This window comes from Dehalococcoidia bacterium, from assembly GCA_041653995.1.
Taxonomy (GTDB): domain Bacteria; phylum Chloroflexota; class Dehalococcoidia; order GIF9; family UBA5629; genus CAIMUM01.
The window spans coordinates 1,030,671-1,052,656 of the sequence record JBAZEK010000001.1 but is presented as its reverse complement, the minus strand read 5'-3'; the positions used below and the strand labels follow the sequence as shown (position 1 = coordinate 1,052,656).

The 21,986-nt window shown below is 54.1% G+C and carries 25 protein-coding genes, 1 tRNA gene and 1 pseudogene; 11 read left to right on the top strand and 16 right to left on the bottom strand.

Features of this window, described 5'->3' with window-relative positions:
• Positions 1-12: 12 nt before the first annotated feature.
• Positions 13-486, bottom strand: coding sequence for a rhodanese-like domain-containing protein (locus tag WC359_05115; protein MFA5399798.1), 474 nt, complete (start codon positions 484-486; stop codon positions 13-15).
• A 264-nt stretch (positions 487-750) separates the two neighbouring features.
• On the opposite strand from WC359_05115, the gene WC359_05110 reads away from it, so the two are divergent.
• The 5 genes from WC359_05110 (at position 751) to WC359_05090 (ending at position 5,054) form a co-directional block, all read left to right on the top strand.
• A complete protein-coding gene (locus WC359_05110) occupies positions 751-1,452 on the top strand; it encodes a transporter substrate-binding domain-containing protein (protein ID MFA5399797.1) in 702 nt (233 codons plus the stop codon).
• A gap of 33 nt (positions 1,453-1,485) precedes the next feature.
• Positions 1,486-2,163 carry an aquaporin Z gene (aqpZ, locus tag WC359_05105; protein MFA5399796.1) on the top strand — a complete coding sequence of 226 codons (678 nt, stop codon included), beginning with the start codon at positions 1,486-1,488 and terminating at the stop codon, positions 2,161-2,163.
• A gap of 131 nt (positions 2,164-2,294) precedes the next feature.
• On the top strand, positions 2,295-2,888 hold the full coding sequence (locus tag WC359_05100) for a sigma-70 family RNA polymerase sigma factor (GenBank protein MFA5399795.1): 594 nt from the start codon (positions 2,295-2,297) through the stop codon (positions 2,886-2,888).
• Positions 2,889-2,940: 52 nt separating this feature from the next.
• A complete protein-coding gene (locus tag WC359_05095; protein ID MFA5399794.1) occupies positions 2,941-3,750 on the top strand; it encodes a hypothetical protein in 810 nt (269 codons plus the stop codon).
• 35 nt (positions 3,751-3,785) lie between these two features.
• Complete coding sequence (locus tag WC359_05090; protein ID MFA5399793.1) at positions 3,786-5,054, top strand: trypsin-like peptidase domain-containing protein; 1,269 nt, start codon at positions 3,786-3,788, stop codon at positions 5,052-5,054.
• A gap of 117 nt (positions 5,055-5,171) precedes the next feature.
• Here the strand turns inward: WC359_05090 and WC359_05085 are convergent, their stop codons facing one another.
• The 9 genes and pseudogenes from WC359_05085 to WC359_05045 all read right to left on the bottom strand — a co-directional run bounded on the left by WC359_05085 (position 5,172) and on the right by WC359_05045 (position 12,333).
• Positions 5,172-5,666 carry an N-acetyltransferase family protein gene (locus tag WC359_05085; GenBank protein MFA5399792.1) on the bottom strand — a complete coding sequence of 165 codons (495 nt, stop codon included), beginning with the start codon at positions 5,664-5,666 and terminating at the stop codon, positions 5,172-5,174.
• Positions 5,667-5,693: 27 nt separating this feature from the next.
• Complete coding sequence (locus WC359_05080) at positions 5,694-7,160, bottom strand: MFS transporter (protein ID MFA5399791.1); 1,467 nt, start codon at positions 7,158-7,160, stop codon at positions 5,694-5,696.
• Between the two features lie 105 nt (positions 7,161-7,265).
• Positions 7,266-8,207, bottom strand: coding sequence for an SDR family NAD(P)-dependent oxidoreductase (locus WC359_05075; protein MFA5399790.1), 942 nt, complete (start codon positions 8,205-8,207; stop codon positions 7,266-7,268).
• 117 nt (positions 8,208-8,324) lie between these two features.
• Complete coding sequence (locus WC359_05070; GenBank protein ID MFA5399789.1) at positions 8,325-9,056, bottom strand: pseudouridine synthase; 732 nt, start codon at positions 9,054-9,056, stop codon at positions 8,325-8,327.
• A 198-nt stretch (positions 9,057-9,254) separates the two neighbouring features.
• A complete protein-coding gene (locus WC359_05065; GenBank protein MFA5399788.1) occupies positions 9,255-10,544 on the bottom strand; it encodes a (Fe-S)-binding protein in 1,290 nt (429 codons plus the stop codon).
• Entirely contained in the window at positions 10,541-11,185 is a 645-nt protein-coding gene (locus WC359_05060) for a hypothetical protein (GenBank protein MFA5399787.1), read from the bottom strand. The genes WC359_05065 and WC359_05060 overlap by 4 nt, the downstream gene beginning before the upstream one ends.
• 79 nt (positions 11,186-11,264) lie before the next feature.
• Positions 11,265-11,354, bottom strand: a pseudogene (locus WC359_05055) (recombinase).
• 94 nt (positions 11,355-11,448) lie between these two features.
• On the bottom strand, positions 11,449-11,928 hold the full coding sequence (locus tag WC359_05050; GenBank protein MFA5399786.1) for a DsrE/DsrF/DrsH-like family protein: 480 nt from the start codon (positions 11,926-11,928) through the stop codon (positions 11,449-11,451).
• A 66-nt stretch (positions 11,929-11,994) separates the two neighbouring features.
• Positions 11,995-12,333, bottom strand: coding sequence for a metalloregulator ArsR/SmtB family transcription factor (locus WC359_05045; GenBank protein ID MFA5399785.1), 339 nt, complete (start codon positions 12,331-12,333; stop codon positions 11,995-11,997).
• 179 nt (positions 12,334-12,512) lie between these two features.
• Between WC359_05045 and WC359_05040 the strand changes: the two genes are divergently transcribed.
• The 3 genes from WC359_05040 (at position 12,513) to WC359_05030 (ending at position 14,713) form a co-directional block, all read left to right on the top strand.
• Positions 12,513-13,994 (top strand): endo-1,4-beta-xylanase, encoded by a 1,482-nt coding sequence (locus WC359_05040; GenBank protein ID MFA5399784.1) that lies wholly within the window; start codon positions 12,513-12,515, stop codon positions 13,992-13,994.
• Between the two features lie 24 nt (positions 13,995-14,018).
• The gene (locus tag WC359_05035; protein ID MFA5399783.1) at positions 14,019-14,576 is read left to right on the top strand and encodes a nitroreductase family protein; all 558 of its coding nucleotides are present in this window, start codon (positions 14,019-14,021) and stop codon (positions 14,574-14,576) included.
• Positions 14,577-14,637: 61 nt separating this feature from the next.
• Positions 14,638-14,713, top strand: a tRNA-Ala gene (locus tag WC359_05030).
• 130 nt (positions 14,714-14,843) lie between these two features.
• Here WC359_05030 and WC359_05025 read toward each other — a convergent pair.
• The 3 genes from WC359_05025 to WC359_05015 all read right to left on the bottom strand — a co-directional run bounded on the left by WC359_05025 (position 14,844) and on the right by WC359_05015 (position 17,687).
• Complete coding sequence (locus WC359_05025; GenBank protein ID MFA5399782.1) at positions 14,844-16,907, bottom strand: hypothetical protein; 2,064 nt, start codon at positions 16,905-16,907, stop codon at positions 14,844-14,846.
• A 197-nt stretch (positions 16,908-17,104) separates the two neighbouring features.
• A complete protein-coding gene (locus WC359_05020; protein MFA5399781.1) occupies positions 17,105-17,488 on the bottom strand; it encodes a type II toxin-antitoxin system PemK/MazF family toxin in 384 nt (127 codons plus the stop codon).
• Entirely contained in the window at positions 17,445-17,687 is a 243-nt protein-coding gene (locus tag WC359_05015) for an AbrB/MazE/SpoVT family DNA-binding domain-containing protein (protein ID MFA5399780.1), read from the bottom strand. The genes WC359_05020 and WC359_05015 overlap by 44 nt, the downstream gene beginning before the upstream one ends.
• Positions 17,688-18,125: 438 nt before the next feature.
• Between WC359_05015 and WC359_05010 the strand changes: the two genes are divergently transcribed.
• The 3 genes from WC359_05010 to WC359_05000 are packed head-to-tail and all read left to right on the top strand — an operon-like array spanning position 18,126 to position 19,373.
• The gene (locus tag WC359_05010; GenBank protein ID MFA5399779.1) at positions 18,126-18,746 is read left to right on the top strand and encodes a hypothetical protein; all 621 of its coding nucleotides are present in this window, start codon (positions 18,126-18,128) and stop codon (positions 18,744-18,746) included.
• A complete protein-coding gene (locus WC359_05005; protein MFA5399778.1) occupies positions 18,743-18,946 on the top strand; it encodes a helix-turn-helix transcriptional regulator in 204 nt (67 codons plus the stop codon). The genes WC359_05010 and WC359_05005 overlap by 4 nt, the downstream gene beginning before the upstream one ends.
• Positions 18,947-19,004: 58 nt before the next feature.
• Positions 19,005-19,373 (top strand): hypothetical protein, encoded by a 369-nt coding sequence (locus WC359_05000; protein MFA5399777.1) that lies wholly within the window; start codon positions 19,005-19,007, stop codon positions 19,371-19,373.
• 47 nt (positions 19,374-19,420) lie between these two features.
• On the opposite strand, the gene WC359_04995 is transcribed toward WC359_05000, so the two are convergent.
• From WC359_04995 to WC359_04985, 3 genes are read right to left on the bottom strand one after another with little or no spacing between them, the layout of a single operon-like run.
• Entirely contained in the window at positions 19,421-19,771 is a 351-nt protein-coding gene (locus tag WC359_04995) for a hypothetical protein (GenBank protein MFA5399776.1), read from the bottom strand.
• Positions 19,772-19,773: 2 nt separating this feature from the next.
• A complete protein-coding gene (locus WC359_04990) occupies positions 19,774-21,138 on the bottom strand; it encodes an acyclic terpene utilization AtuA family protein (protein ID MFA5399775.1) in 1,365 nt (454 codons plus the stop codon).
• A gap of 30 nt (positions 21,139-21,168) precedes the next feature.
• On the bottom strand, positions 21,169-21,984 hold the full coding sequence (locus WC359_04985) for an enoyl-CoA hydratase-related protein (GenBank protein ID MFA5399774.1): 816 nt from the start codon (positions 21,982-21,984) through the stop codon (positions 21,169-21,171).
• Between the last annotated feature and the right edge of the window lie 2 nt (positions 21,985-21,986).

The following is a 21,986-nucleotide window of genomic DNA, read 5'->3' as shown; positions in this document are numbered from 1 at the left end:
GAAGTAAACTCCCTAATCGGTACCGGATTCCACAGGGTATCCGGCTGCCTGCCAGGCGTTCCAGCCGCCCTTCAATGCCCTGACGTTGGTGTAACCTTTACTAACCAGTACAAGCACAGCGCTGGCGCTTGTCCCATCGTTGGGACAGGAGCAGTAGATGACTATTTCTCTGTTTAGATCAGGCGGCGGCGTCCATTGTCCCGCCGTGATTTTATCGGGAGGAACCGCAATGGCGCCCTTGATATGCGCTATCTTGAATTGTTCTTCCACATCCCTCCTGGCATCGACAATGAGGATATCCGATCCGCTGTTCATCTTCTGCAACAGCTCTTCGATGCTGATGCGCGGCGCCTTGTCCGAAGGCGCTGAAGTTGAGTTATCTGACGGGGTGGGAGTTGGTGGGGTGTTGGAATCAGCTGTGCCGGAAGCGCAGCCGGATAAAACCAGTATCATTAAGAGCAATGCCGGAATAAATTTGAAGTTCATATTAGACAGAACCTCCAGCGACACTATACTCGGGTCTGAATTGCATTATAGCTCCGTTGTGCAGGGCTACCAAATTGCATCAGATTCACACAAAGGCGGACTGACCTGTCTGAATGATTAAGCAGGCGATTCACGGCTCTCGTATTGCTGCGCCGCCTCGATCTCGATTTTCATCTTGTCCCAGTGTTTGGTCCAGTACCATTCACCTATTGACATTGCCGAATCTGGAGTATAATCTTGTTAAAAACCACTGAGGTAGGAGATATGAAGAGACTTTGTTTTGCTCTTATAGCAGTAATACTGCTTGTCACTGCATGCACAACGCCGGCGCAGCCCGCTAAACTGCGCGTTATGACGGAGGAATATCCTCCTTTCAATTACACCGATGCCGGCGGCAACCTGGTCGGTTCATCCACCGAGGCGGTCAAAGGTGTAATCAACAAGCTGGGCGAGAACATCACCATCGAGGTGTTGCCGTGGTCACAGGCCTACGAGGTCGTGCTTGCGGAACCCGATACCGCGCTTTATTCCATGGCCAGGACGTCGGAAAGGGAAAACCTTTTCATGTGGGTGGGTCCTATAGGCTCTTACGAGAACTGGCTCTATGCCAGGAAGGGCTCGAATGTCAGAGTTAGCAGTATCGATGAGGCCAGGACCGTTAAATGCATTGCCGTTGTTAAAGATGAAGCGGGCCAGCAGAAGCTGGCTCAGCAGGGATGCATCAATTTCGCTTATGTCGATTCAACCGCCGATGGCCTGAAGAAGCTGGTGGCGGGAGAAGCAGACCTCTGGCTGGGCACGGGCGCCGATGTGGCGTTGGTGGCCAAGCAGGCGGGCGTGGATCCGGCTGAGATCGAAGCGGTGGCCTTTGTGCACAAGGTCGACCTGTATATCGCATTTAATAAGAATACAGCCTATGCGACCGTGCTTGCCTGGCAGAATGCGCTTGATTCGCTGAAAAAGTAGATCGAATAATCCGGGAAAGGAGGTAAACGGGAAGTGAAAAAGTACTGGGCGGAACTGATAGGCACATTTGCGCTGGTGCTGATAGGATGCGGCAGCGCCGTTATCGCCGGCAAGTATATCGGCTTCATGGGCATCTCCTTCGCCTTCGGTCTGACCGTGCTGGCGATGGTGTACGCCATCGGCAACATATCAGGCTGCCATATTAATCCGGCCATATCCGTGGCCATGCTGGTTGCCGGAAGGCTGGGCTGGAAAGACACCATTTTTTACGTGATATTCCAGTGTGTGGGCGGTGTGCTGGCTGCCCTGCTGCTGTGGCTGATAGCCAGCGGTATGCCCGAATACTCACTGGCGGTTAACGGCCTGGGCCAGAACGGATACGGCGCTCTATCTCCCGGCCAGTTCAACCTGTTATCCTGTTTCGTGGCTGAAATCGTGCTGACCGCCCTCTTCCTTTTCGTTATCTTCGGATCCATCAGCAAAAATGCCCCGGCGGGCTTTGCCGGGCTGGCCATCGGTCTCTCGCTGGTGCTTATCCACCTGGTGGGGATACCCATCACAGGGACCTCTGTTAATCCGGCGCGCAGCTTTGGGCCCGCGCTGGTAGTTGGCGGAGAGGCACTGTCGCAGCTCTGGCTCTTCTGGGTTGCGCCCCTCATAGGCGGCATCCTGGCGGCAGTCATCTGGCGCTGGGGTTTCAAGAACCAGTAGCCGGATCGCGCTGCCCGTCAGTTCGCATACAGGCCGTGCATGTTGCCTGCCACAATTACCAATATCGTTGCAGCCTGTTTTACGCATGCAACCTTTTTGCATCCATTACGTTATGAGTTAAACTGTGTTACATGCCTGATCATATGACGTCTGATACTTCGCTTTCGCCGGACCAGTTGCAAGCGGAAAAGGAGCTGGTGAAGCGCGCCCAGCACAGCCCGGAAGCCTTCGGAGAACTGTACGAAATCTACTACCGGCGCATCTTCAACTATGCTTTGAAACGAACTGCCAGTGTTCAGTTAGCACTTGACATAACATCGATAACCTTTCTCAAAGCCTTTGCGCAGATTAAAAAGTATCGCTGGCGGGACGTGCCCTTCGCGGCCTGGCTTTACCGTATCGCCAGCAATGAGGTTAATGACCATTACCGCAGGGAGGGGGGAAGGAGGATATCCAGCATCGAATCCATCGCCGACCTGGCGGACACCGGTGATTACAGCGACGAGATAAGCGAGGCGGAGGAGGAGCTGAGCCGGCACGAGGAATTCATTACACTGCACAAAAAGATCTCCGAGCTGCCCTTTATTTATCAGGAGGTCATAGCCCTGAAGTTCTTCGAAAAAAAGAAGATACGCGAGATGGTGAAGATACTGGGCAAGAAAGAGGGAACAATCAAGTCGCTGCTGCACAGGGGGGTCGAAAAGCTCCGCGAACAAATGAAGTGATGCAACTTTTTATGTTAAAACACATTATATTATTGGACGGAAGCATAGGATTATGAAAAAAGAAGCGCTTATCAGGATGCTGGAAAGCACTGATCTGCCCGACCTGATGGTAGCGGGACACAAAAGCAGCCTGCGAAAGGTGCTGCTGCAGGGTGCCTATGCGAAAGCTCTGGCAGCGGGCGGAAGCCTGGAATCGCCGGGGAACATCTTTAAGGGCTGGCTGAACTGGCTGCGCGCGCCGTCCTGGAGGATGGCCGCCGCCAGCGGCCTGGCCATCTTCGTTGTGGCCGCCGTGCTATCGCTGGCCTTTTATCTGGCCGCCCCCTCGCCCTCGGTTGTCGCTGCGGACGTGGTCAAAAGGGATCCCGGCATACAGCAGCGCCTCAACGGCACGGGGGAGATCATCATAATGCGCGTGGATGTGAGGGACGGTATGGCCAGCGTCATCTGCGGGCGATGTATGGGGGATTTAATCGAAGCCGATGTGGATATAAACGTCAAAACGGTGGTAAGCGCACGGCGCTACGAGGGGCTTTTTATGCCGGAGCTGGCCCAGGATGAGCGTGAAGGCGCGATAAAAATCGCCGCTGCGGATGAGAGGATGAAAAGTGTCATGGACAGGGGTGGAAGTGTGGACAGGGTCTTCCCTATTTTTTCCTCCGTCTCCAATATGTCCGTTATCGGAGGCTCCATTCTGAAAGTTACGCCCGCCGCGGCACAGGCCATCGTATCGGTGCAGCTCGATGGGAAAACCTGGCTGGCGCTGGTCGACCTCGAGCAGGGCCGCGTTGAGCGTATCACGGAGCCGGAGGCGGGCAACATGTACTACTACGAGATATTCTTCGGGCCGCAGAACCTTTGATCTCACTACGGATATCGAATACCGGGAGGTTATAAATGTCTTTATTAAAAATTTGCAGTGGACGGCGCAGCATGATCGGAACGCCGGCCGCTGCCCTTTTAATTGCTGCGCTCCTGCTTACCGGCTGCAGCGCGGGATCCGTTTCCACGGAGCAGAAGTCCATCAACCTTCCCTCCTCATCGGCGACGGTGCAGGTGACGCCGCTCTACGATGAAGACACGGTTGTTTCGCTGTATGAAAAGTGCATACCGGCCGTGGTGCAGGTGGAATCCGAGACAACGATCGCCTCTAAATTGCTCGGCCCCTTCGGCCTGGATATACCCAATATGAGGGGGCAGGGATCGGGCTTCATCATCGATACGGAAGGCCATATTCTCACCAATAACCACGTGGTGGACAGGGCTTCCACCGTCAAGATCGTGCTCAGCGACGGCAGCGAGCTCCAGGGAAAGGTCATCGGAGCAGACCTCAATAACGATGTAGCCCTGCTGCAGGTGGATGCTTCCAAAGTGCCGAACCTGACATACCTGGTGATGGCAGATTCCAGCGAGGTCAAACCCGGCCAGATGGCGTTGGCCCTTGGTTCGCCCTACGGTCTGCAGGGCTCTATCACCATCGGCATCATCAGCGGCACGGGCAGGTCCATACCAAATTCCAACAGCCGCAATATAACGGATATCATACAGACGGACGCCGCAATCAATCCCGGCAATTCCGGCGGCCCGCTGCTCAATTCGAAAGGCGAAGTAGTCGGTATCAATACTGCTATAGAGGCCACAGCCAACGGGGTGGGATTTGCCGTACCTATCAATACCGCTAAAAAAGTACTGCCTGAGCTGATCAAGGGCAGCACCATCAGGGCCCCCTGGCTCGGCATCGAGGGCATGCCCGTCAGCCGAGACCTGGAGGACAAGCTGGATCTCAAGGCGACGAAGGGCGTGTACATCGTCGGCGTTATAACCGGCAGCCCTGCGGACAGGGCCGGGTTGGTGGAGAGCGGCAGGAATAAACAAAACGAGCCTGCGGCGGGTGGCGACATTATCCTGGCGGTTGATGATACACCTGTAGCTAAAGTGAACGATATCCTTTCTTATTTCAACGGCAAGAAGCCGGGGGATAAAGTCACACTGTCTATACAGAGAGGGGATCAGCAGCTCTCGGTGCCGGTTGAGCTGGCTGAATGGCCCGACAGGCTGCCGGGGTACTATGAGTTCGACCAGGGCGACGGCCAGGATTGGATACCGGCGCCGGACTCAGATCAGTACGAATTTAAAATCGGGCCTTTCGATTTCCGCTCGAAGTAGTAAGTATTAATCATCATTGGTCATTGCGAGCCCGGAGGGCGCGGCAATCCTGTTCACGCGCATGACGGCACAAGATTGCTTCGTCACTGCGTTCCTCGTAATGACGCGTGCGCCGGCCTACAGGAATTTCTGCATCCAGACGACGTCGAAATCCCGGCCGAACTTCTGCCCGATGCGCTGGAAGCTTCCGCACTCTTTGAATCCGTGCTTGAGGTGGAAATTTAGGCTCACCTCGTTGAGCGATGATATATTGGCCAGTAGCGTTTCCACACCTGCAGCCCTGGCATCAATAATAATGGTCTCCATAAAGCGGGAGCCCAGGCCCCTGCGTTCGTGCCCGGGCAGAATGAAATAGGTGATCTCGCCGGCACGCTTGAACGCCTCTGCAACCTGGTGATGTCTCAGCAGGGCGAAGCCTATCACCTCTTTGTCTGCCGTTTCCGCCACATAAAAAACCCCCGCCCTGCTCATATTTTTAAGCAGGTCGAAGATCTCCGGCCCCACTTTTTTATCGGGGTAGGCAGCGAAGCTGTTCTCAACGAAGTAGTTGAAGATGCTCACCACGGTGCTGCGGTCCGCCTCCCGTACCCGTCTTATCTCATAGCCCTGCATCGAAAGTAACCTCTGTATAAAGGTACGCTAAATCGCTATGGGCCCGGGCTTTTCGCCCGTTGCAGCCGCACTGTCTTCTTTGGCCAGCCAGGATAGGATGAGGGATAAAACGCACATGGCGGCGCCCACGAAACATGCGGCGCTGAAGCCCATCACAAGCACGTTTGTGGGCACACCTGCAACGGCCTGCTCGGAGCCCAGGTCGGCGGATGGTATGAAGGCCGAGAACACGGTCTCAAAGATAGCCACGCCCAGCACCATGCCCAGGTTTTGCATGGCCCTGGACGCCGCCGACGCTTCGCCCTGGTTATCTGTCGGTATGGATCCGAGCATAAGGCTGTTATTGGGTGAGACGAATGTGCCCATGGATACGCCGACCCATGCCAGATAAACCATCATGGGAATGAGGGAGGGCAGGCCCATCGTCAGCGCCAGGAAAATCAGCGCCGCGCAGGCCGAGATCATGCCGGCGCAGCATAGCACCCGCCTGCCGATCCGGTCGGACAGCCGTCCCATGTAAAGGCTGGTGGCGATATATACAACGGAGCTGATAAGGAAGATGGAGCCGATCATGCTGGATGAAAGGCCCTGGATCATGGTCAGGTAGAAGGGGAAGAGGAAGTTGCCTCCGGAGTACATACTCCATGCGGCCAGTGCGGCGAACGATCCGAAGCCGAAGCTGGCGAACTTGAAAAGGGACATGTCGAGCAGGGGATCGCGGCACCTCTTCTCCCACAGTACGAACGCTATGAAAAGTATGGCGGAGAGAGTGAATGAGCCCCAGATGCCCCAGTGGTCCCAGCCGAACTGCTGGCCCCGGTTTATAGCTCCCACAAGGAGCGCCAGCGCGAAAAAGCTCATCAGGGCGCCGGCGATATCGAAGGGGGGAAGTTTGACGCCCTTTTTGCGGCGGACGCGGTCGTTGGGCATCACCTTCAGCGCCACGATGACGGCGGCGATACCGACCGGCACGTTGAACCAGAATATCCAGTGCCAGTCCAGGTACTGCGTGATAAAGCCGCCCATGGGCGCGCCTATAATCACGCCCATACCGGCCCCGGTCGAGGTGATGCCGAAAGCCCAGCCGCGCTTGCCCGGCGGTATGTACCTGATTATCATGGCCATCCCCACGGCGTAAAGCATGGCGGCGCCAAATCCCTGTATGCAGCGCGCGCCTGAGAGCAGGTACAGCGTGGGAGCCAGTCCACTCAGGAAAGAGCCGACGGCGAACAGGGCGAATCCGGCGACAAACACGACTTTGAAGCCTGTCCTCTCCCCGATCTTACCGAAGATAAGCAGGGTGCTGGTGATGACCAGCAGATATGAAAGCGTGATGAGCGCCGCATCGGTGGGGCTGGCATTGAAATCCGACGCTATGGTGGGCAGGGCCACGTTGACAATATAGGTATCCAGCGCCGCCATAAACGCTGCAAATGCCACGCTTATGACGATCCAGAGCTGACGTCGGCTGTCCTGCACGATGAAATCAGTCATTTTCAACCTCTGATTGAAGCCTGCCGGCGCTTGTTAAAGGAGATTATAACAGAAGGGCATCTTTTAGGGTGATGCCCTTCTGTTTAGCTTATCTGTTTGAGCGGTTTATTTGGCCGGCTGAGGCGGCGCCGGATTCACCAGGTCGCCGGTCAGCTTGCCCGGGATCTCTTTGACCAGTTCATCAACAGACCAGAAGCCTTCGGCCTTATTGATCTCCTTGATCAGGGCAGGCTCTGAATACAGGCCGACCTGGTTGAGGTTGATAAAGAGGGTCCTGCCGTTGATGTTGGCAGCCTCGTCCGTGCAGAGGAAAACCACTACAGGGGCGATATTCTCAGGTTTGGAGGCGAACATCTGGCTGATCATGGCCTCGAACTGCGCCTTATCGGTGATGCCCGCCGCTGCGGCCCTCTTCTCCCAGGCGGCCTTGAGCTCGGGTGTAACCGTCATGCGCGTGGCTGCATTGGGACGGATGGCATTGCAGGTTATGCCGTATTTGCCCAGATCCAGAGCCGCCGAGCGGGTGAATCCGACGATGCCCTCTTTGGCTGCGCTGTAGTTGGTCTGGCCCATATTGCCCAGGCCGGCGATGGATGAGGTGTTGATGATGCGCCCCCAGCGCTGCTGGCGCATATAGGGAGAAGCAGCCCTGGCACAGTAAAAATGGCCATATAGATGTATTTTGAGAATAATATCCCACTCGTCCTCGCTCATGTTGAAGAGCATGCGGTCGCGCAGGATGCCCGCGTTATTGACCAGGATGTCGATGCGGCCGAATTTATCGATAGCGGTCTTTACGATATTCTCGCCGCCGGCCCAGGTGGCCACAGAATCAAAATTGGGTACGGCCTCGCCGCCCAGCTTCTTGATCTCCTGGCAGACTTCCTCCGCCGGGCTGGCCGATTTGCCGGAGCCGTCTGAAGCTGCGCCGAGGTCGTTGACAACAACCTTGGCGCCCTCAGCGGCCAGCGCCATGGCCTCGGCACGGCCGATGCCGCGTCCGGAACCCGTAACGATTGCTACCTTGCCCTTTAGCCTGTCACCCATATTGAATCACACTCCTTATTTTAATTAGTTGCGAGCAAAACCCTGCATATTGTACACCAACAGGGCAACGGCTGCACATCATTGACTTACCCGTCAATGATTATGAACTCGAGCGTGCTATTGTTTGTGCTGGCGCAGGGCCGATGCGATCTCCTGTGCAGAGAGTCTTCTGAAGCTTCCTTCAGCCAGGTCGCCCAGCCGGAGATTCCCCATCCTGACACGTTTTAAGGATTTGACGGTATATCCGAGATGGGCGAACATGCGCCTGACCTGGCGGTTGCGCCCTTCGTGGATGGTGATGCTGTAATTGTAGGGCGGCTCGTAGCCGATCTCCTTCACTCCGGCGGGCGCTGTGATGCCGTCGTCCAGCATCACGCCTTTTTCCAGCAGCTCTTTTTCCTGCCGGCTCAGCGTACCTTCTATGTGCACAAAGTATTCCTTGCCCAGCTCGAAGCGGGGATGCGTCAGGCGGTAGGTAAGGTTGCCGTCATTGGTCAGAAGTAGCAGCCCGGTGGTATCGTGGTCCAGTCTTCCCACAGGATACAGGCCCAGTCCGCGGTACTCGGCTGGGAGGATATCGAGCACAGTCTGCCTGCCGCGGTCGTCGCTAGTGGTAGTCAGCAGGTTCAGCGGTTTGTGCAGCATAAGGACGATTCTGGCACGGCTGTGGAACGCGACGGGTTTACCGTCGAAGGTGATCCTGTCCGCCTGCGGATAGACCGGCATGGTATAGCTCTCGGCCTGCTTCCCGTTGACTGATACGCGGCCGATCTTGATGGCGGCTACTACCTGGCGCCTGGCGCCGATTCCGGCTTCCACAAGGTACTTGAGGAGGGGAATGGATTCCACGTCTCAAATGATAACATACGGCGCTGTTAAGAGGTGTATTTGCCGAGACGTCGTTGCCAGCGTTTCTCTCCTCGTCATTGCGAGCGAAGCGTGGCAATCTTGTGTATACGCAATCACGTACAGGATTGCTTCGTCACTACGTTCCTCGCAATGACTAATAAGCGCCGGCAATGCAGGGAGAGAAAAGGCCCACTGGAACTATTTTTTGACGACGGCGTTCACAACCAGGTCGGCCAGGCCGGTCACTTTGATGCCCAGGTTGTAGCGCTCGTTGAGCTCGCCAAGCTGGATACGGCAGTTGTCGCAGGAAGCGACAACGATTTTAGCGCCGGTGGCCTTGATCTGCCTGGCTTTAGGCAAGCCCGCCAGCATGCGCCGTTCTTCCCATTCGGAAACGGCCACCATGCCGCTGCCTCCTCCGCAGCAATAGCTTTCCTCCCTGTTGGGGTACATCTCGCGGAAATCCTTGACTGCAGCGCGCAGCACAACGCGTGGCTCCTCCAGAAGGCCGCCGTTGCGGCCCAGGTTGCAGGAATCATGATATGTGACAGGATCGGGATTGGCCTCGGGATTGAGGATCAGCCGCCCGCTCTGTATCCACTCGGCCAGCACCTCTATCAGGCTCCTGACACGAAACGGCAGCGCTTTTTTGAACCACTTGGGCGCCTCCCAGCGCAGCACCGTATATGCGTGGCCGCACTCGCCGATCACAACCTCTTTCACACCAAGGTCTCCGGCTTCGTCGATTATGCGTTGAGCTATTTTTTTCGATCTCTCGCTGTCGCCCAGGAATGAGCCATAATTGGACGCCTCAAACAGGCTGAGTGTCCAGTTTGCCCCGGCGTAATGAAACAATATGGCGGGGGGCACTATGCTGTGCTCGCCCGAGAGGCCTACGAACAGCATATCGGCGCCTTTTTTACCCACGGGAATCGAAAAAGCGGGATCATTGATCTTGTTGCGTGTCTCGACCTCAAGCTCTTTGAAACGGTCCAGCAACATATCGCGAAAGAGCTCCATGTTCTCCCCGCGGCTGATGGCCGCATCGGCGAGCTGGACCAGTATCTCCGGCGCTTTGCCGGAGGCCGTGGCGATGGCGCGTGCGGTACGCATGAGCGCCGCCGTATCCACTCCCACAGGGCAGTTCACCGTGCAGCGGCGGCAAAGGGTGCACTTGCCGAAGGCCATATCCGCCAGCGTGTCAAGGGACGATACATCGGTTTTCGCCTTTGCAGGCCGATGAAATAATCCCTTCGCCCGGCTGCCGGCCTGGCGGAAAAATTTTCTCACGGCCTCACCCCGGTAGACGGGCATATTCTGAAGTTGAGGCTGGGCGGAGTAGTAATGGCAGGACTCGGCGCAGAGGCCGCAGCGTACGCAGCCGCCCAGCGCAGCTTCAACCTCTCTGGTCAGCTGCTTATCAAGCATATCGGCGTCCGTAGATGCCGGATTCGCCGGTGTTAATGTGGCTGTGTCGTTGTCGCTCATGGTGTTCCTTTCCTCGTCTGTCGTTGCGTCGTGCCCAGCAGACCTCGATGGCCCATCATCGCGCCGATCTTACCGCGCATGAAGAAGAAGTAAACGCAGTGCCGGACCTTGCTCCAGGGGAGGTAAAGGCACAGCACGCTGGCGGCAGCATAAAAATACACGGTATCGACGAGGTTCATGGCGTGCAGCGCGCCCATGGACATAAAGAGCGTGATCAACGCGGGCGAGATGTAATCGTCGGGGCGGCTGATCCCCCTCAGGTTGGCTTCGGTTGCGCGTGATATTATTGCTGTAACGCCTGCAACGGCGCCGATCCACATCAGTATGCTCAGCACCAGGTTCAACGTGCTGCCGGCCGCTATGCCGAAGATACTAAGTATTAGCGCCACTATACCGGCGAAAATGCCGATGTGAAAGCAGATACCCCTTAGATAGACTATTTTATGCAGGCCGGCGCTTTCCTTCTTCCACGGCAGCATGCCAAGTGTAAAGGCATACAGTACTCCCAGCTTGTCCGAACCCTTGCCGGGCGATGGATCGCACGCGCTCGGCCTGGAGAAGAGCTGGTAAATCCATACCGCCACGCCTGCCAGGGCAACGGCCAACGAGACCAGGAGAACAGCCAACGATAGATCGATCATGGCGGGTATAATATTTCAATCTTCGGATCTGAAATTTGACCAGCTTGCCTTCTCGTTCGATCTTGATGACCTCGTTGCCGGTGGTGCGCGCCCAGGCGGGGATGTCGGCAAGCACGCCCGGGTCGGTGGCCGTCGCTTCCAGCACGCCCCCGACGGGAAGGTCCTGCATTGCTTTGCTGACTTTAACTACCGGGATGGGACAGAGGAGACCTTCCAGGTTAAGCGTCATTACTACTTCATTTTCTACTGACATAATATGCTCCTTAAATAAAGAGGGTCGCCTTGGAGCGGTAGGCCATTTCCAGCATGGTGGCCACACCGCAGGCAGGCTGGGCCTCGTCGATGAGATCCTCTTTTTTGATTTCCATTACTTCCATACTCATCTGGCAGGGTAGAAGCTTGACTCCCAGGTCGATGGCGGTTTGACGCAGCTCGGCTATGGGTGTGATCTTATGCATTTTCATCATCTGGTTGAACATCCATTTCCCCATGCCCCAGAAGTTGAAGCGGGAGGGGCCGATGCGATCAATGCCGCCGCGGTTCAGAAGCCCCATCATCTTGCCGAAGAAACTGTCTCCGGTCAGGTTGCCCTTCTGAATGGCCTTGATGCCCCAGAATGTGAAAAACATATTAGCTTCTTTGCCCAGAGCTGCGGCGCCAATGGAGATATTGAACGCAGCTATTATCTTATCCATGTCGCCACTCATTACTATTATGGTCACCCCGTCTGCCTGGTTATCCATTTCGAATAGCCTCCTTAACTTTTGATTAAAATCCAACGTTCATAGCTGATACTACGCCGTACGGCGTCAGCGGCTGTGCTGCGCAAGGCTATGCCTTCTGGCAACCTGTTCGGTTTGAACCTGCACCAGCAGTTCAATAGCCTTAAAGATTCTGGGGTCCGACAGTGAGTAGTAGATGGACGCGCCGTCACGCCTGGTTTCCACCAGTCCGCGCTCCCTCATCAGCGCCAGGTGCTTCGACACATTGGACTGACCGAGGCCCAGATTGTGCGCCAGATCGGTCACAGACTTCTCTCCACCGACAAGTTCTGCGATGATCAGCAAACGATTGGCGTCAGCCAGCGTCTTGCAGAACTGAGCATGAAACTCATACAGCGTGACCCGGTCCAATTTCAATTCAGCCAAATGATTACTCCCTGAATATATTACCATATACTCATATTATCATATATTATATTGATGTTTATAACAATAGTCAAAAAATACTATCGGTCGGGTTAATGGCATTCGCGGCTGCAGGCCGGTATAGACAGATTGGATGCTGTGCTAAAATAGATAAAGTATTTTCGTTGACAGGGTTGGAAATGAACAGAAGATGTTTTTATATAGCGACGCTGACCATTGTGGTTGTCTCTTTGCTTGTGCCTGCGGCGGCCTGCCAGGCGCCTGGGGTCAGCGCGGGCAATGTCATCATTCAGGCTTACAATGGGATATTTGAGTGGTTCATTATGCAGAGCGCCGGCGACCGTATCGAGAAGATACGCAAGGGGGATGGCGTTATACAGGTGCTGGACGAGAACAACGTTCCTGTGAGGGGCGCGCGCGTATACTACGAGCAGCAGAGCCATGACTTCCTTTTCGGAACCGGCCTGGCGCCGCTGGCCGAGAACGGGCCCACCGCAGTCAACCAGGACTGGGCTGAAGCATTGAGCGCTTTTTTCAATTACGGCACCGCGCCTTTTTACTGGGATAGCTATGAAGAGCAGCAGGGCCAGTCATCAGCCATTATGCTCGAGATGGTTGCGGAATGGTGTGAGAAAAGGGGTATCACGGTAAAGGGACATCCTCTGATCTGGGCTGAATCGGTGCCCGGCTGGGCGCCCGTCGGGCCCGATGATATGCAAAAAGCGCAGGAGAAGCGGGTCAAGGAGATTGCCGGTGAATTCTGCGGAACGATCGATTATTGGGATGTTGTGAATGAGCCGACCATGAGCGCGCAGGTGAGCACCCGGGTGGGCAAGTGGATGTCCCAGCGTACACCTGTGACGGTCTGCGCGGATGCGCTGGGCTGGGCCAGGTCGGCCTGCCCGACGTCGACGCTCATAATCAACGATTTTCGCACCGACCAGGATTATAGCGATCTGCTCCAGGGGATCGTCAGGCAGAAGGGTAAATTCGATGCCATAGGCATACAATCGCATATGCACCGCGGCAACTGGCCTTTATACCAAGTCTGGGATACCTGCGAGCGGTTCAAGGATTTCGATGCCCCCATTCATTTCACCGAAGTGACCGTGTTGAGCGGCAAGCCCAGGACGGGCATATCGTCCCAGGAGCAGCCGTCCGAGTGGCCGTCCACACCTGCAGGCGAGAACGAGCAGGCTGATTACGCGGAGAAGTTCTACATACTGCTCTTCAGCCACCCGTCCGTGCAGGCCATAACCTGGTGGGACCTGTCGGATAGTGGCGCCTGGCAGGGGGCGCCGGCCGGGCTGTTGCGGATGGATATGACGAAAAAGCCGGCCTATAACCGCCTGCTGACTCTTATCCGTGATAAATGGTGGTCGCGCGGCGATGTGTACACGGGTGATGACGGCATCGCCAGAATGCGCGGCTTCTACGGCACATATAAGATAGTTGTCGAGAAAGAAGGCAAGAGGACTGCGACTACTTTCCATATAGCCGGCGGACTGGACAACAGGCTCAAGGTGAATTTAACCGGATACAGGCAACCGCCGCCCACACCGCTTTACGAGATGATCTGGCCTTATGTTCTGGCGGCGGTAGTCATTACACTGATCGTTTTAATCGGGCGCTGGATTGCCAGGGTCAGGCGGCGTATATAGATCCGGCGCTTACGAGGTGAACCGATGGAAACATTTGAATCAATCATGACGCGCAGAAGCATCAGGAAATATACGGATAACCGCGTGCCGGCGGAAGTTGTCGAGCAACTCCTGCGGGCCGGGATGGCAGCCCCTTCGGCAGCCAATGAGCAGCCGTGGCATTTCGTGGTCATCACCGAGCGCAAGACGCTCGTACAGGTGCCGACCTTTCATCCGCACGCGCATATGCTCAAGGAAGCCGCGCTTGCCATACTGGTGTGTAACGACAGCGGCCTCGAGCTGACCAGAGGCAGGGGTGTGCTGGACTGCTCGGCGGCCACGCAGAACATCCTGCTGGCCGCACATGATCTGGGACTGGGGGCGGTGTGGGTCGGCGTCTATCCGGTGGTGGAAAGGATGAACGGTATGAGGAAACTGCTCAACATGCCGACCAGGATAGTGCCGATCGCCCTCGTTTCCGTAGGCTATCCGGACGAGAGGCCGCGCATGGAGGACAGGTTCAAGCCGGAGCGCGTGCACTACGAGCGCTGGATGGGCTCACCGGAGCCGCGTCCATCTAAACCAGCCAAAGGCAAGAAATAGCTATATCGCCGCACTGGCGTTTAGCAAACAGAAGCGGATTTAGTATAATATGTAGTCTTGCGGGCCTGTAGCTCAATTGGGAGAGCGCCTGATTTGCATTCAGGAGGTCGGGAGTTCGAATCTCCCCAGGTCCACCAAAAATGACCTGCCCCCAGGTAATACTACCACCACTTATCTCTTTTTAGCATGGACTGGTATTCAATGGGATATTGGTTATTTGGCACTAAATATAGAAGCCAAAATACTTACCATAAACCAATAATGCTCCTATCTAATCCTTTTCCCGTTCCAGGGACTCACGGCGCCTGAAAACCCGTAGTCATAATAACCGGTAAAGGAAAGACCATCTGCTGACTGGGTGAATTCGCAACCACCCGCATCATCAGGAGCTTTATGGGTCGGGTCCTCAGACCACGTTCCTGCAAGCTTATTCCCGTTAACATAGCCACTGATTTTACCGCCCTGGTATGTATATATTCCGTTAACCTGGTTGCCGGATTGGGTGAGTATCATATGCCCAAAGCTTCCGCAGTCCCATTCCCCGCTCCAGTTCGGCGATGTTACCTTTAGGGGAACTGTTACTTTAGATCCGCCAAATGGGTTGCTCGCGCTCAATGTATATGAGATGTCTGCGTCGGGCTTGACATTTATTTTGCCATTAGCGCCACAGGGACCTATGTCCGGTTTAATATCTACAGAAGTAGCCAGTATAGTGCTCCAGGATAACTGCGCGGACATCCCCCTGGTAATACTTACGGGCTGTATATCAAATGTTACTTTGGGTGCGGGTAATTCCGCGCTTTTTTTCGTGCAGGAGAAGTGGCTGATCCAGCTTGCTGAAGGGCTGGTGCGGTAATGACCCGAAAAAGCATTCCCGTCTGCGGACATGGACAGCTGAATATCTTTTTCACCCGAGGCGTCCGCCCAGGTTCCTACCAGTGTATTTCCTGTGACATAGCCCTGAATATCACCGCTCTGTTCATCATACCAGCCAATGACCTGGCTGCCCGTCTGAAGTAGCCATATTTGTTTCTGGCCGCACTGCCATGTGCCGGTCCAGCTTGTGGGGGGTGCTGTCGGTGCAGGCTGAGATCGAACTGCGGACTTTGGCAGAGGCTGTGCGTTGGTTATAAAAGTGCAGGGCCAGCTTCCTGCCCAATTGCCTGATGAACCCTGACGGTAATGGCCTGTAAAGGATTTGCCGTCGGATGACTGGTTTAGCTGAATATCATATTCAATTCCGGAGAGTGTCCAGGTGCCGACAATTGTGTTACCGGTTGCATAGCCTTCGATGTCACCATTATCCAGTTCAGTCCAGCCGGTCACCTTGCTGCCTGTCTGGGTCAGGTACATTTTATAATTATTGCATTCCCATGTACCTGTCCAGCTTGCAGTCTGTATGGCTGAGGGGGGATATGATGTGGCTGGTTTCGCCGGAGGTCTGGCGCTGCTGGTGCGTATACAGAACCATTCTCCCGTCCATGCGCCTGATGATCCCTGGCGAAAATGTCCGGCAAATGATTTACCGTCAGACGACTGATCCAGTTGGAAATCATATTTGACTCCGCCCTTGGTCCAGGTACCCACAAGTGTATTGCCTGTGGCAAAGCCCTCAATATCGCTATTTTCAGAATCGAACCACCCGGTCACCTGATTTCCTGATTGGTCCAAGTACATTTTATTGTTGCCGCACTGCCAGGTGCCGATCCAGTTGGCAACGGCCACGCCTCCTCCCTGGGTGATTACCTGGGAATTTTCTCCTGATGATTTTGCAGTGGGCATGGCCGTGCTTATCCTTGTGCATGACCATGATCCACCTTGATTGCTTGAAGTTCCCTGGTTATAACGGCCGGAAAAGGATTTGCCGTCAGAGGACTGAACAATCTGAAAACCATATTTAACACCTGATACAGTCCAGGTACCGGTGAGAGTGTTGCCGGTAGCAGTGCCTTCGATGTCGCTGTTTTCGTACTCGTACCACCCAGTTACCCGGTCACCTGCCTGGTTCAGATACATTTTAAAGTTGCCGCATTGCCAGGTGCCGATCCAGTTGGCAACGGCAACTCCACCACCGCCGGTAATGACCTGTGCCTCCTGGCCGGAGGGTTGGGCGCCCGGTTGTCCGCCCTGACCGGGCTGATTGCCCGCCGTGTCCGGCGCCTGTGATCCTGACTGTCCGGCAGTTCCCCCGGCCGTGACGCCTGATGCTGCAGTCTTATTTTCCGCGGCCTGTTTTCCCGGCAGTTTGCCCAATTTAATACAACCTGTTCCTGGCAGGACCAATGCGATAATGATAATCAGGGCTATGCAGAGCCTCAGCATTGTCACCATATTTCAATCCTCCTAAACCTCACGTCATGGTTGAGCGAAATATTAAGGGAAAATTAAGGCACAGTCAAGCCGGCGTGTCAGAATTTAAAGCTGACTTTATTATGCATGTACACTCATATTGCGAACGGTATAGAGTTGTTAGGCCGTATCGTAAAGTAGTCCAAGTCGCAACCCGGCTACGACCTTATTGCATTTGTTTAGTGTGATAACAAGGTGTTCAGTTTTAAGAGCACCTCAGAGATATTTCCGGCAGGCAGTGTGCATAATAGTACTGCATTTCTAATACGCCAATCCATGCTTTTTACCTGGTCAGATAAGATTGCCCCCGCCACTGGTGATCCTTCTGGAAGTAGTACTTCGAAAGGGTAGCCCTTGACAATGCTGCTGATGGGACAAAGGACGGCCAACCCTGTCTTATCATTATAACTAACAGGTGAAACTACCAGGGCGGGGCGGCGTCCTGATTGTTCATGTCCTGCTTGAGGATTTAAGGTTATCCACACTATGTCTCCGCATCTTGGAATATAGGTGAAGCGCTTACCATGCTTCGTTACCTGCGGCGGGGCCAGTATCCGTCTCATGATGCAAATTCTCTTTATTAACCTTTGCCAATAGCTGTTTAAGAGTAAATTTCGGATTAGCCAATGGTGTTATTATGAGCTTTCCCTCTGATAGTGAAATTTCAATAGAGGTTTCTCTTTGCAAACCTGCTTCTGAAGCAAAAGACTTGGGGATACGCAAAGCAAGACTATTTCCCCATTTCTGTATACGAGCTTTCAATCCAAGCCTCCTTCAATAGTATCTACATTGAAGATGCTTTCTCCGGTATAAATTGTCAAGTTTGATTTCTGTCAGTGGTCTGCCTTTATAATCTCGAGCGTCTTGCTTAGCAAAACGAAAAGGTTTTATCCCGGCGAGGAGCAAGTGGTTGTCGGAGGGAAGGAAACAAGGTCATGTTAGCCTTCAGTGAGCAATTGCTGCAGCACCGAAATAAGCTTTTTGCTCTCAAACAGGAGTTCGGGAACTGTCCACAATGCCCCACCAAAGCGTAAATTATCTCGGACTGTCATCAACCCTCTCCGCTTTTCGAAGTAACTCTTCTCAGTGACCTGCGCTTAATTGCATCATGCTTCTGTGGGAATCCTTGACAGGTCTTTTTGAACGTGATATGTTATATATATCTAACGTTAAATATTTCTAACATAGGGAGGAAATGCGGTGAAAGCAAGATGGATACTAATAGCCTATGCCGCTGTCAGTTTGCTGGCATTGATGCTGATGCTTTCCAGAGAGAACCTGTACGTAGTGATAGCGCTGATAGCCGGTATTTTGCTGCTGGGGCATCGTGAATTGTGGTCGCTCATCCGTCACGGCCGGATGCCCGTCATCGATGAACGGGTTCGCGATAATCTCACAGGTGCAATGCGCCTGACCGGAATATTTTTCTTTATTGCCAGCATAGTGCTGATATTGCTGTTCAGGTTCAATGTCTTCAAGAATACTCCCAAAGAGCTGATCATCAGCGGACAACTCGTGGTCGTGGGCTTCGTCTATGTCATCGGCTATTATTACTATGACCGTGTCCGTCCCTGCCTGGGTGAGAAAGCGGCAAGATGGCTCAGGATATGCCTGATTACAGCCGGGCTCTGTCTCAGCACAATCGCGCTGGCCATCGTCCTGCATAATCTGGTCAGCGTCTGGTTCGGCTTCGAGGATGCTTTCTTCTTTATACTCGGGCTGCTGGTGGCGCCGGCGGTGCTGGCATTAAGCCTGCTGGGATGCCTGGTAATCTATAGCAAGGGATTATGTGCAAGTTTCAGTGCCGTTGAACAGTCATGAAAACAAGGATGAAAGAATATCGCGCCCGCCTCGGCCTGACCCAGGAGAAGCTGGCGGAGATGGTGGGGGTGCGGCGCGAGACCATTATCTTTCTCGAGCAAGGCAAATATAATCCATCGCTCAAGCTGGCTTATGGAATTTCTCGCGCGCTGGGAGCTGCCATCGAAGATATCTTTATTCTGAATGATAAAGAGGGATAGCGGAAGGCGTGCTAAATTACATTCTGACAGAAAACCAAAAAGTGGAGGAGAATTCATTATGTTATTGACCATCCCGCTGACCATTGCTGCCATCGTTCTTGCATGGGTGATCCGGCCAAAAGAGAAACTGGTTGGTCCCGCCAGACTGGCTATACCCGCAACAATAATTCCACCATGTCTGGCGCTCCTGCTTGCTATTGCTTCACAAGTGCTCGGCAATGCCACCGGAATGGCGGGGGTGTCAGTTCTGGCAAATACATTTTTCGTTATAGCTCTTGGGCTGGTCGGAATAGCAATAATAGTATTGGTCGTTTTCGCCGTTAAACGTAAGGGCGGCGTGACCAAGGCAATAGGCTTCGGTATCTGTATAGATTTTATCGCCTGCGTTCTGGTATTCGGATTGCTGGAGTGGCTGGCTGGCGTATAGCAGTCGGAATGGCCGGCACGAAAGCGCTGGACCTTTTATAACACATTTTACATGGGAGGTTTGGCCGGCTTGAATCCGTCCGGCACCTCGACCGGCATGAATAGCATGCCCAGGCACATGGCTTTTCCCGTCTCATCGAACCTGAGTGTAGAGGTAGCGCCGCCTCCCAGGGCTCTGTACATGACCACCTGCAGAGCGTCGATATTGGGCATCTCGTATACCTTGACTTCGCCTTTGACCAGCTCTTTGTAATGGTCCTTGACCTTCTGAGGCGTAACCTGCTTTTTAATGATCTCGTAGTTCTCTTTATTGAACGCCATTATCCCCACGTTGGAGATATCGCCTTTATCGCCGCTGCGGACATAGGCCAGCTCTTTAATCAACACTTTCTTGCTCATTTTTATTCCAGCCTCTTCATAATAAAACTCGTTGGGACTTCTTCGCGCGGTATCAGCGTCGGCCACAGGGATATATAGCTTCTCGGCTTGGAAGGGACCGATACAGTGAAACCAACCGGCGACATGTCCAGGAAAGACACGGCTATCATGCCCGCCTCGAGAGGATTTTTACCCCTGGCCGCTATACGCAGGCAGAGTTCGTTGATACTGTCTTCGTCCGGCAGGGGGACTATGGACTTGAGTATCGAATTCAAGCCGACGTAATCGATCTGTACGTCCACATCCTCGCGCTTCATGCCGTATTTGGTAAGGTTCTTCCAGCCCAGTTCCTCCACTCTTCTGGCCTTGGTCAGGGCTTTAGGCGCCGATATGTAGTTCATGGTCTCCGCTATGAACCCACCCGGATACCCGATGATCACCTTGAGGGTGTCCGGCCTGCGCTTGCCGGTCATATTGCTCAGCTTCACCCTGTTGTTGCCCAGGTCCTCCACCTTTACCGCCGTCATATCGGCCACGCCGTCGGGCATAATATAGTTTTTAGGATCATGCACCTCGTAAACGAGCTGGCTTTTGACGGTCCATTCGTTGAGCAGGCCGCCTCCCGATGACGGCATCTCCAGTATGGCCGTCCCGTCCTCGGATACCTCGGCCAGCGGATAGACGATCTCGTTCGGCTTGGGTACATGTTCCCACACCGGGCTGGCCACTCCCGTGACGAAATCGGCGCATTCCAGCGTGTGGCCGATGGTAATGGCAGCGCCTATGCGTGGCCAGTATGTGTCTTCAAACTTCCATCCGAACTCGTGCATCATTGGGGCAACGAAAAGCGCGCTATCAGAACATCTGCCAGCCACAACCACGTCAGCGCCGGCCTCCAGTGCTTCGACAATGGAGTCGGAGCCGATGTAAGCATTGGCGATCAGGATATTGTCTTTTATCCGGCTGATATCGTCCTCGCCTGTCTCCAGGTTGGTGAACTTCCATCCTTTCTTGAGCAGCTCGTCGATCCTGCCTGCTATATTGTCGCCTTTGATCACGGCAACTTTCAAACCTTTGATGTTATTATCGGAGGCTATTTTGAGTATCTGGTCAGCCGCCGCCTCGGGATTGACGCCACCGCCGTTGGTGATGATTTTAACGCCCCTCTTGTGAGCTTCAGGCAGTACCTGTTTCATACCGTCGATGTGCTGGGTAAGGTAACCCTTGGAGGGATCCTTCTGCTGGTTCTTGGACATGATGGACATGGTTAGCTCGGCCAGCTGGTCGAAGCAGATGTAATTTAAATTCCCTTCCAGCACGAGCCTCAGTGCTTCACCCGTCTTGGAAGGCGCGTAACCCGAACCCGCCCCGATCCTGATTTTCTTCACTGTAGCACTCCTTCTAGATTCTTTGATTGACTAGATGCCTTTAAATACGGGCTTTCGCTTCTCGAGAAAAGCCTTTGTACCTTCTCTGAAATCTTCCGTGTTAAAGCAGATGTTCATTGCCAGGTTTTCATTAAACAGCTGCCTCGCCAACTCCTCGTTGAATAAACGGTAAACCGTACGGTGGGTCAACTCAATCGACACCGAGGGCATACTGGCTATTTTGCCTGCAAAGTCCATGGCTGTACTCATGAGCTCTTCATGCGGAACAACCTGTGTAACAAGGTTTATCCTCTTTGCCTCGGCCGCATCAATCGCTTCACCAGTATAAAATAGCTTCAGAGCATTATCAACCCCCACTATCCTTGGCAGCCAGTAGCTTGCGCCTGCGTCCGGCATCAACCCTATCCTTACCCATGAAGCGACAAACCTGGCTTTTTCTGAAGCTATGCGAAAGTCACACAACAGCGCCAGAGAAAGGCCCGAGGCGGCAGCGACACCGTTAACAGCGGCAATTACGGGTTTACCGAGGTCCATAAGCGCGTGGGGCATTACTATCATGCCGGGTTCCAGAAGCTCCGAGCGGGATTTCTCCAGCGCTTTGTAACCGCCGTCTCCTATCCGTTCTTTGAGACGGCTGGCAGCATCGGCGCCGGCGCAGAAGCCTTCGCCGCTGCCAGTGATGATCAGTACCTTGATATCATCCCTTTTTCTGGCCTGTTCCAATACTTTAACAAAGCTTTCACCCATCGTTGAGGTGATCGCATTTCTCCTTTCCGGCCGGTTGAGAGTGATAACCCCAATCCCGTTGTCACACTCGAATAACAGCTCGTCAGTCGAAGTATCCATTG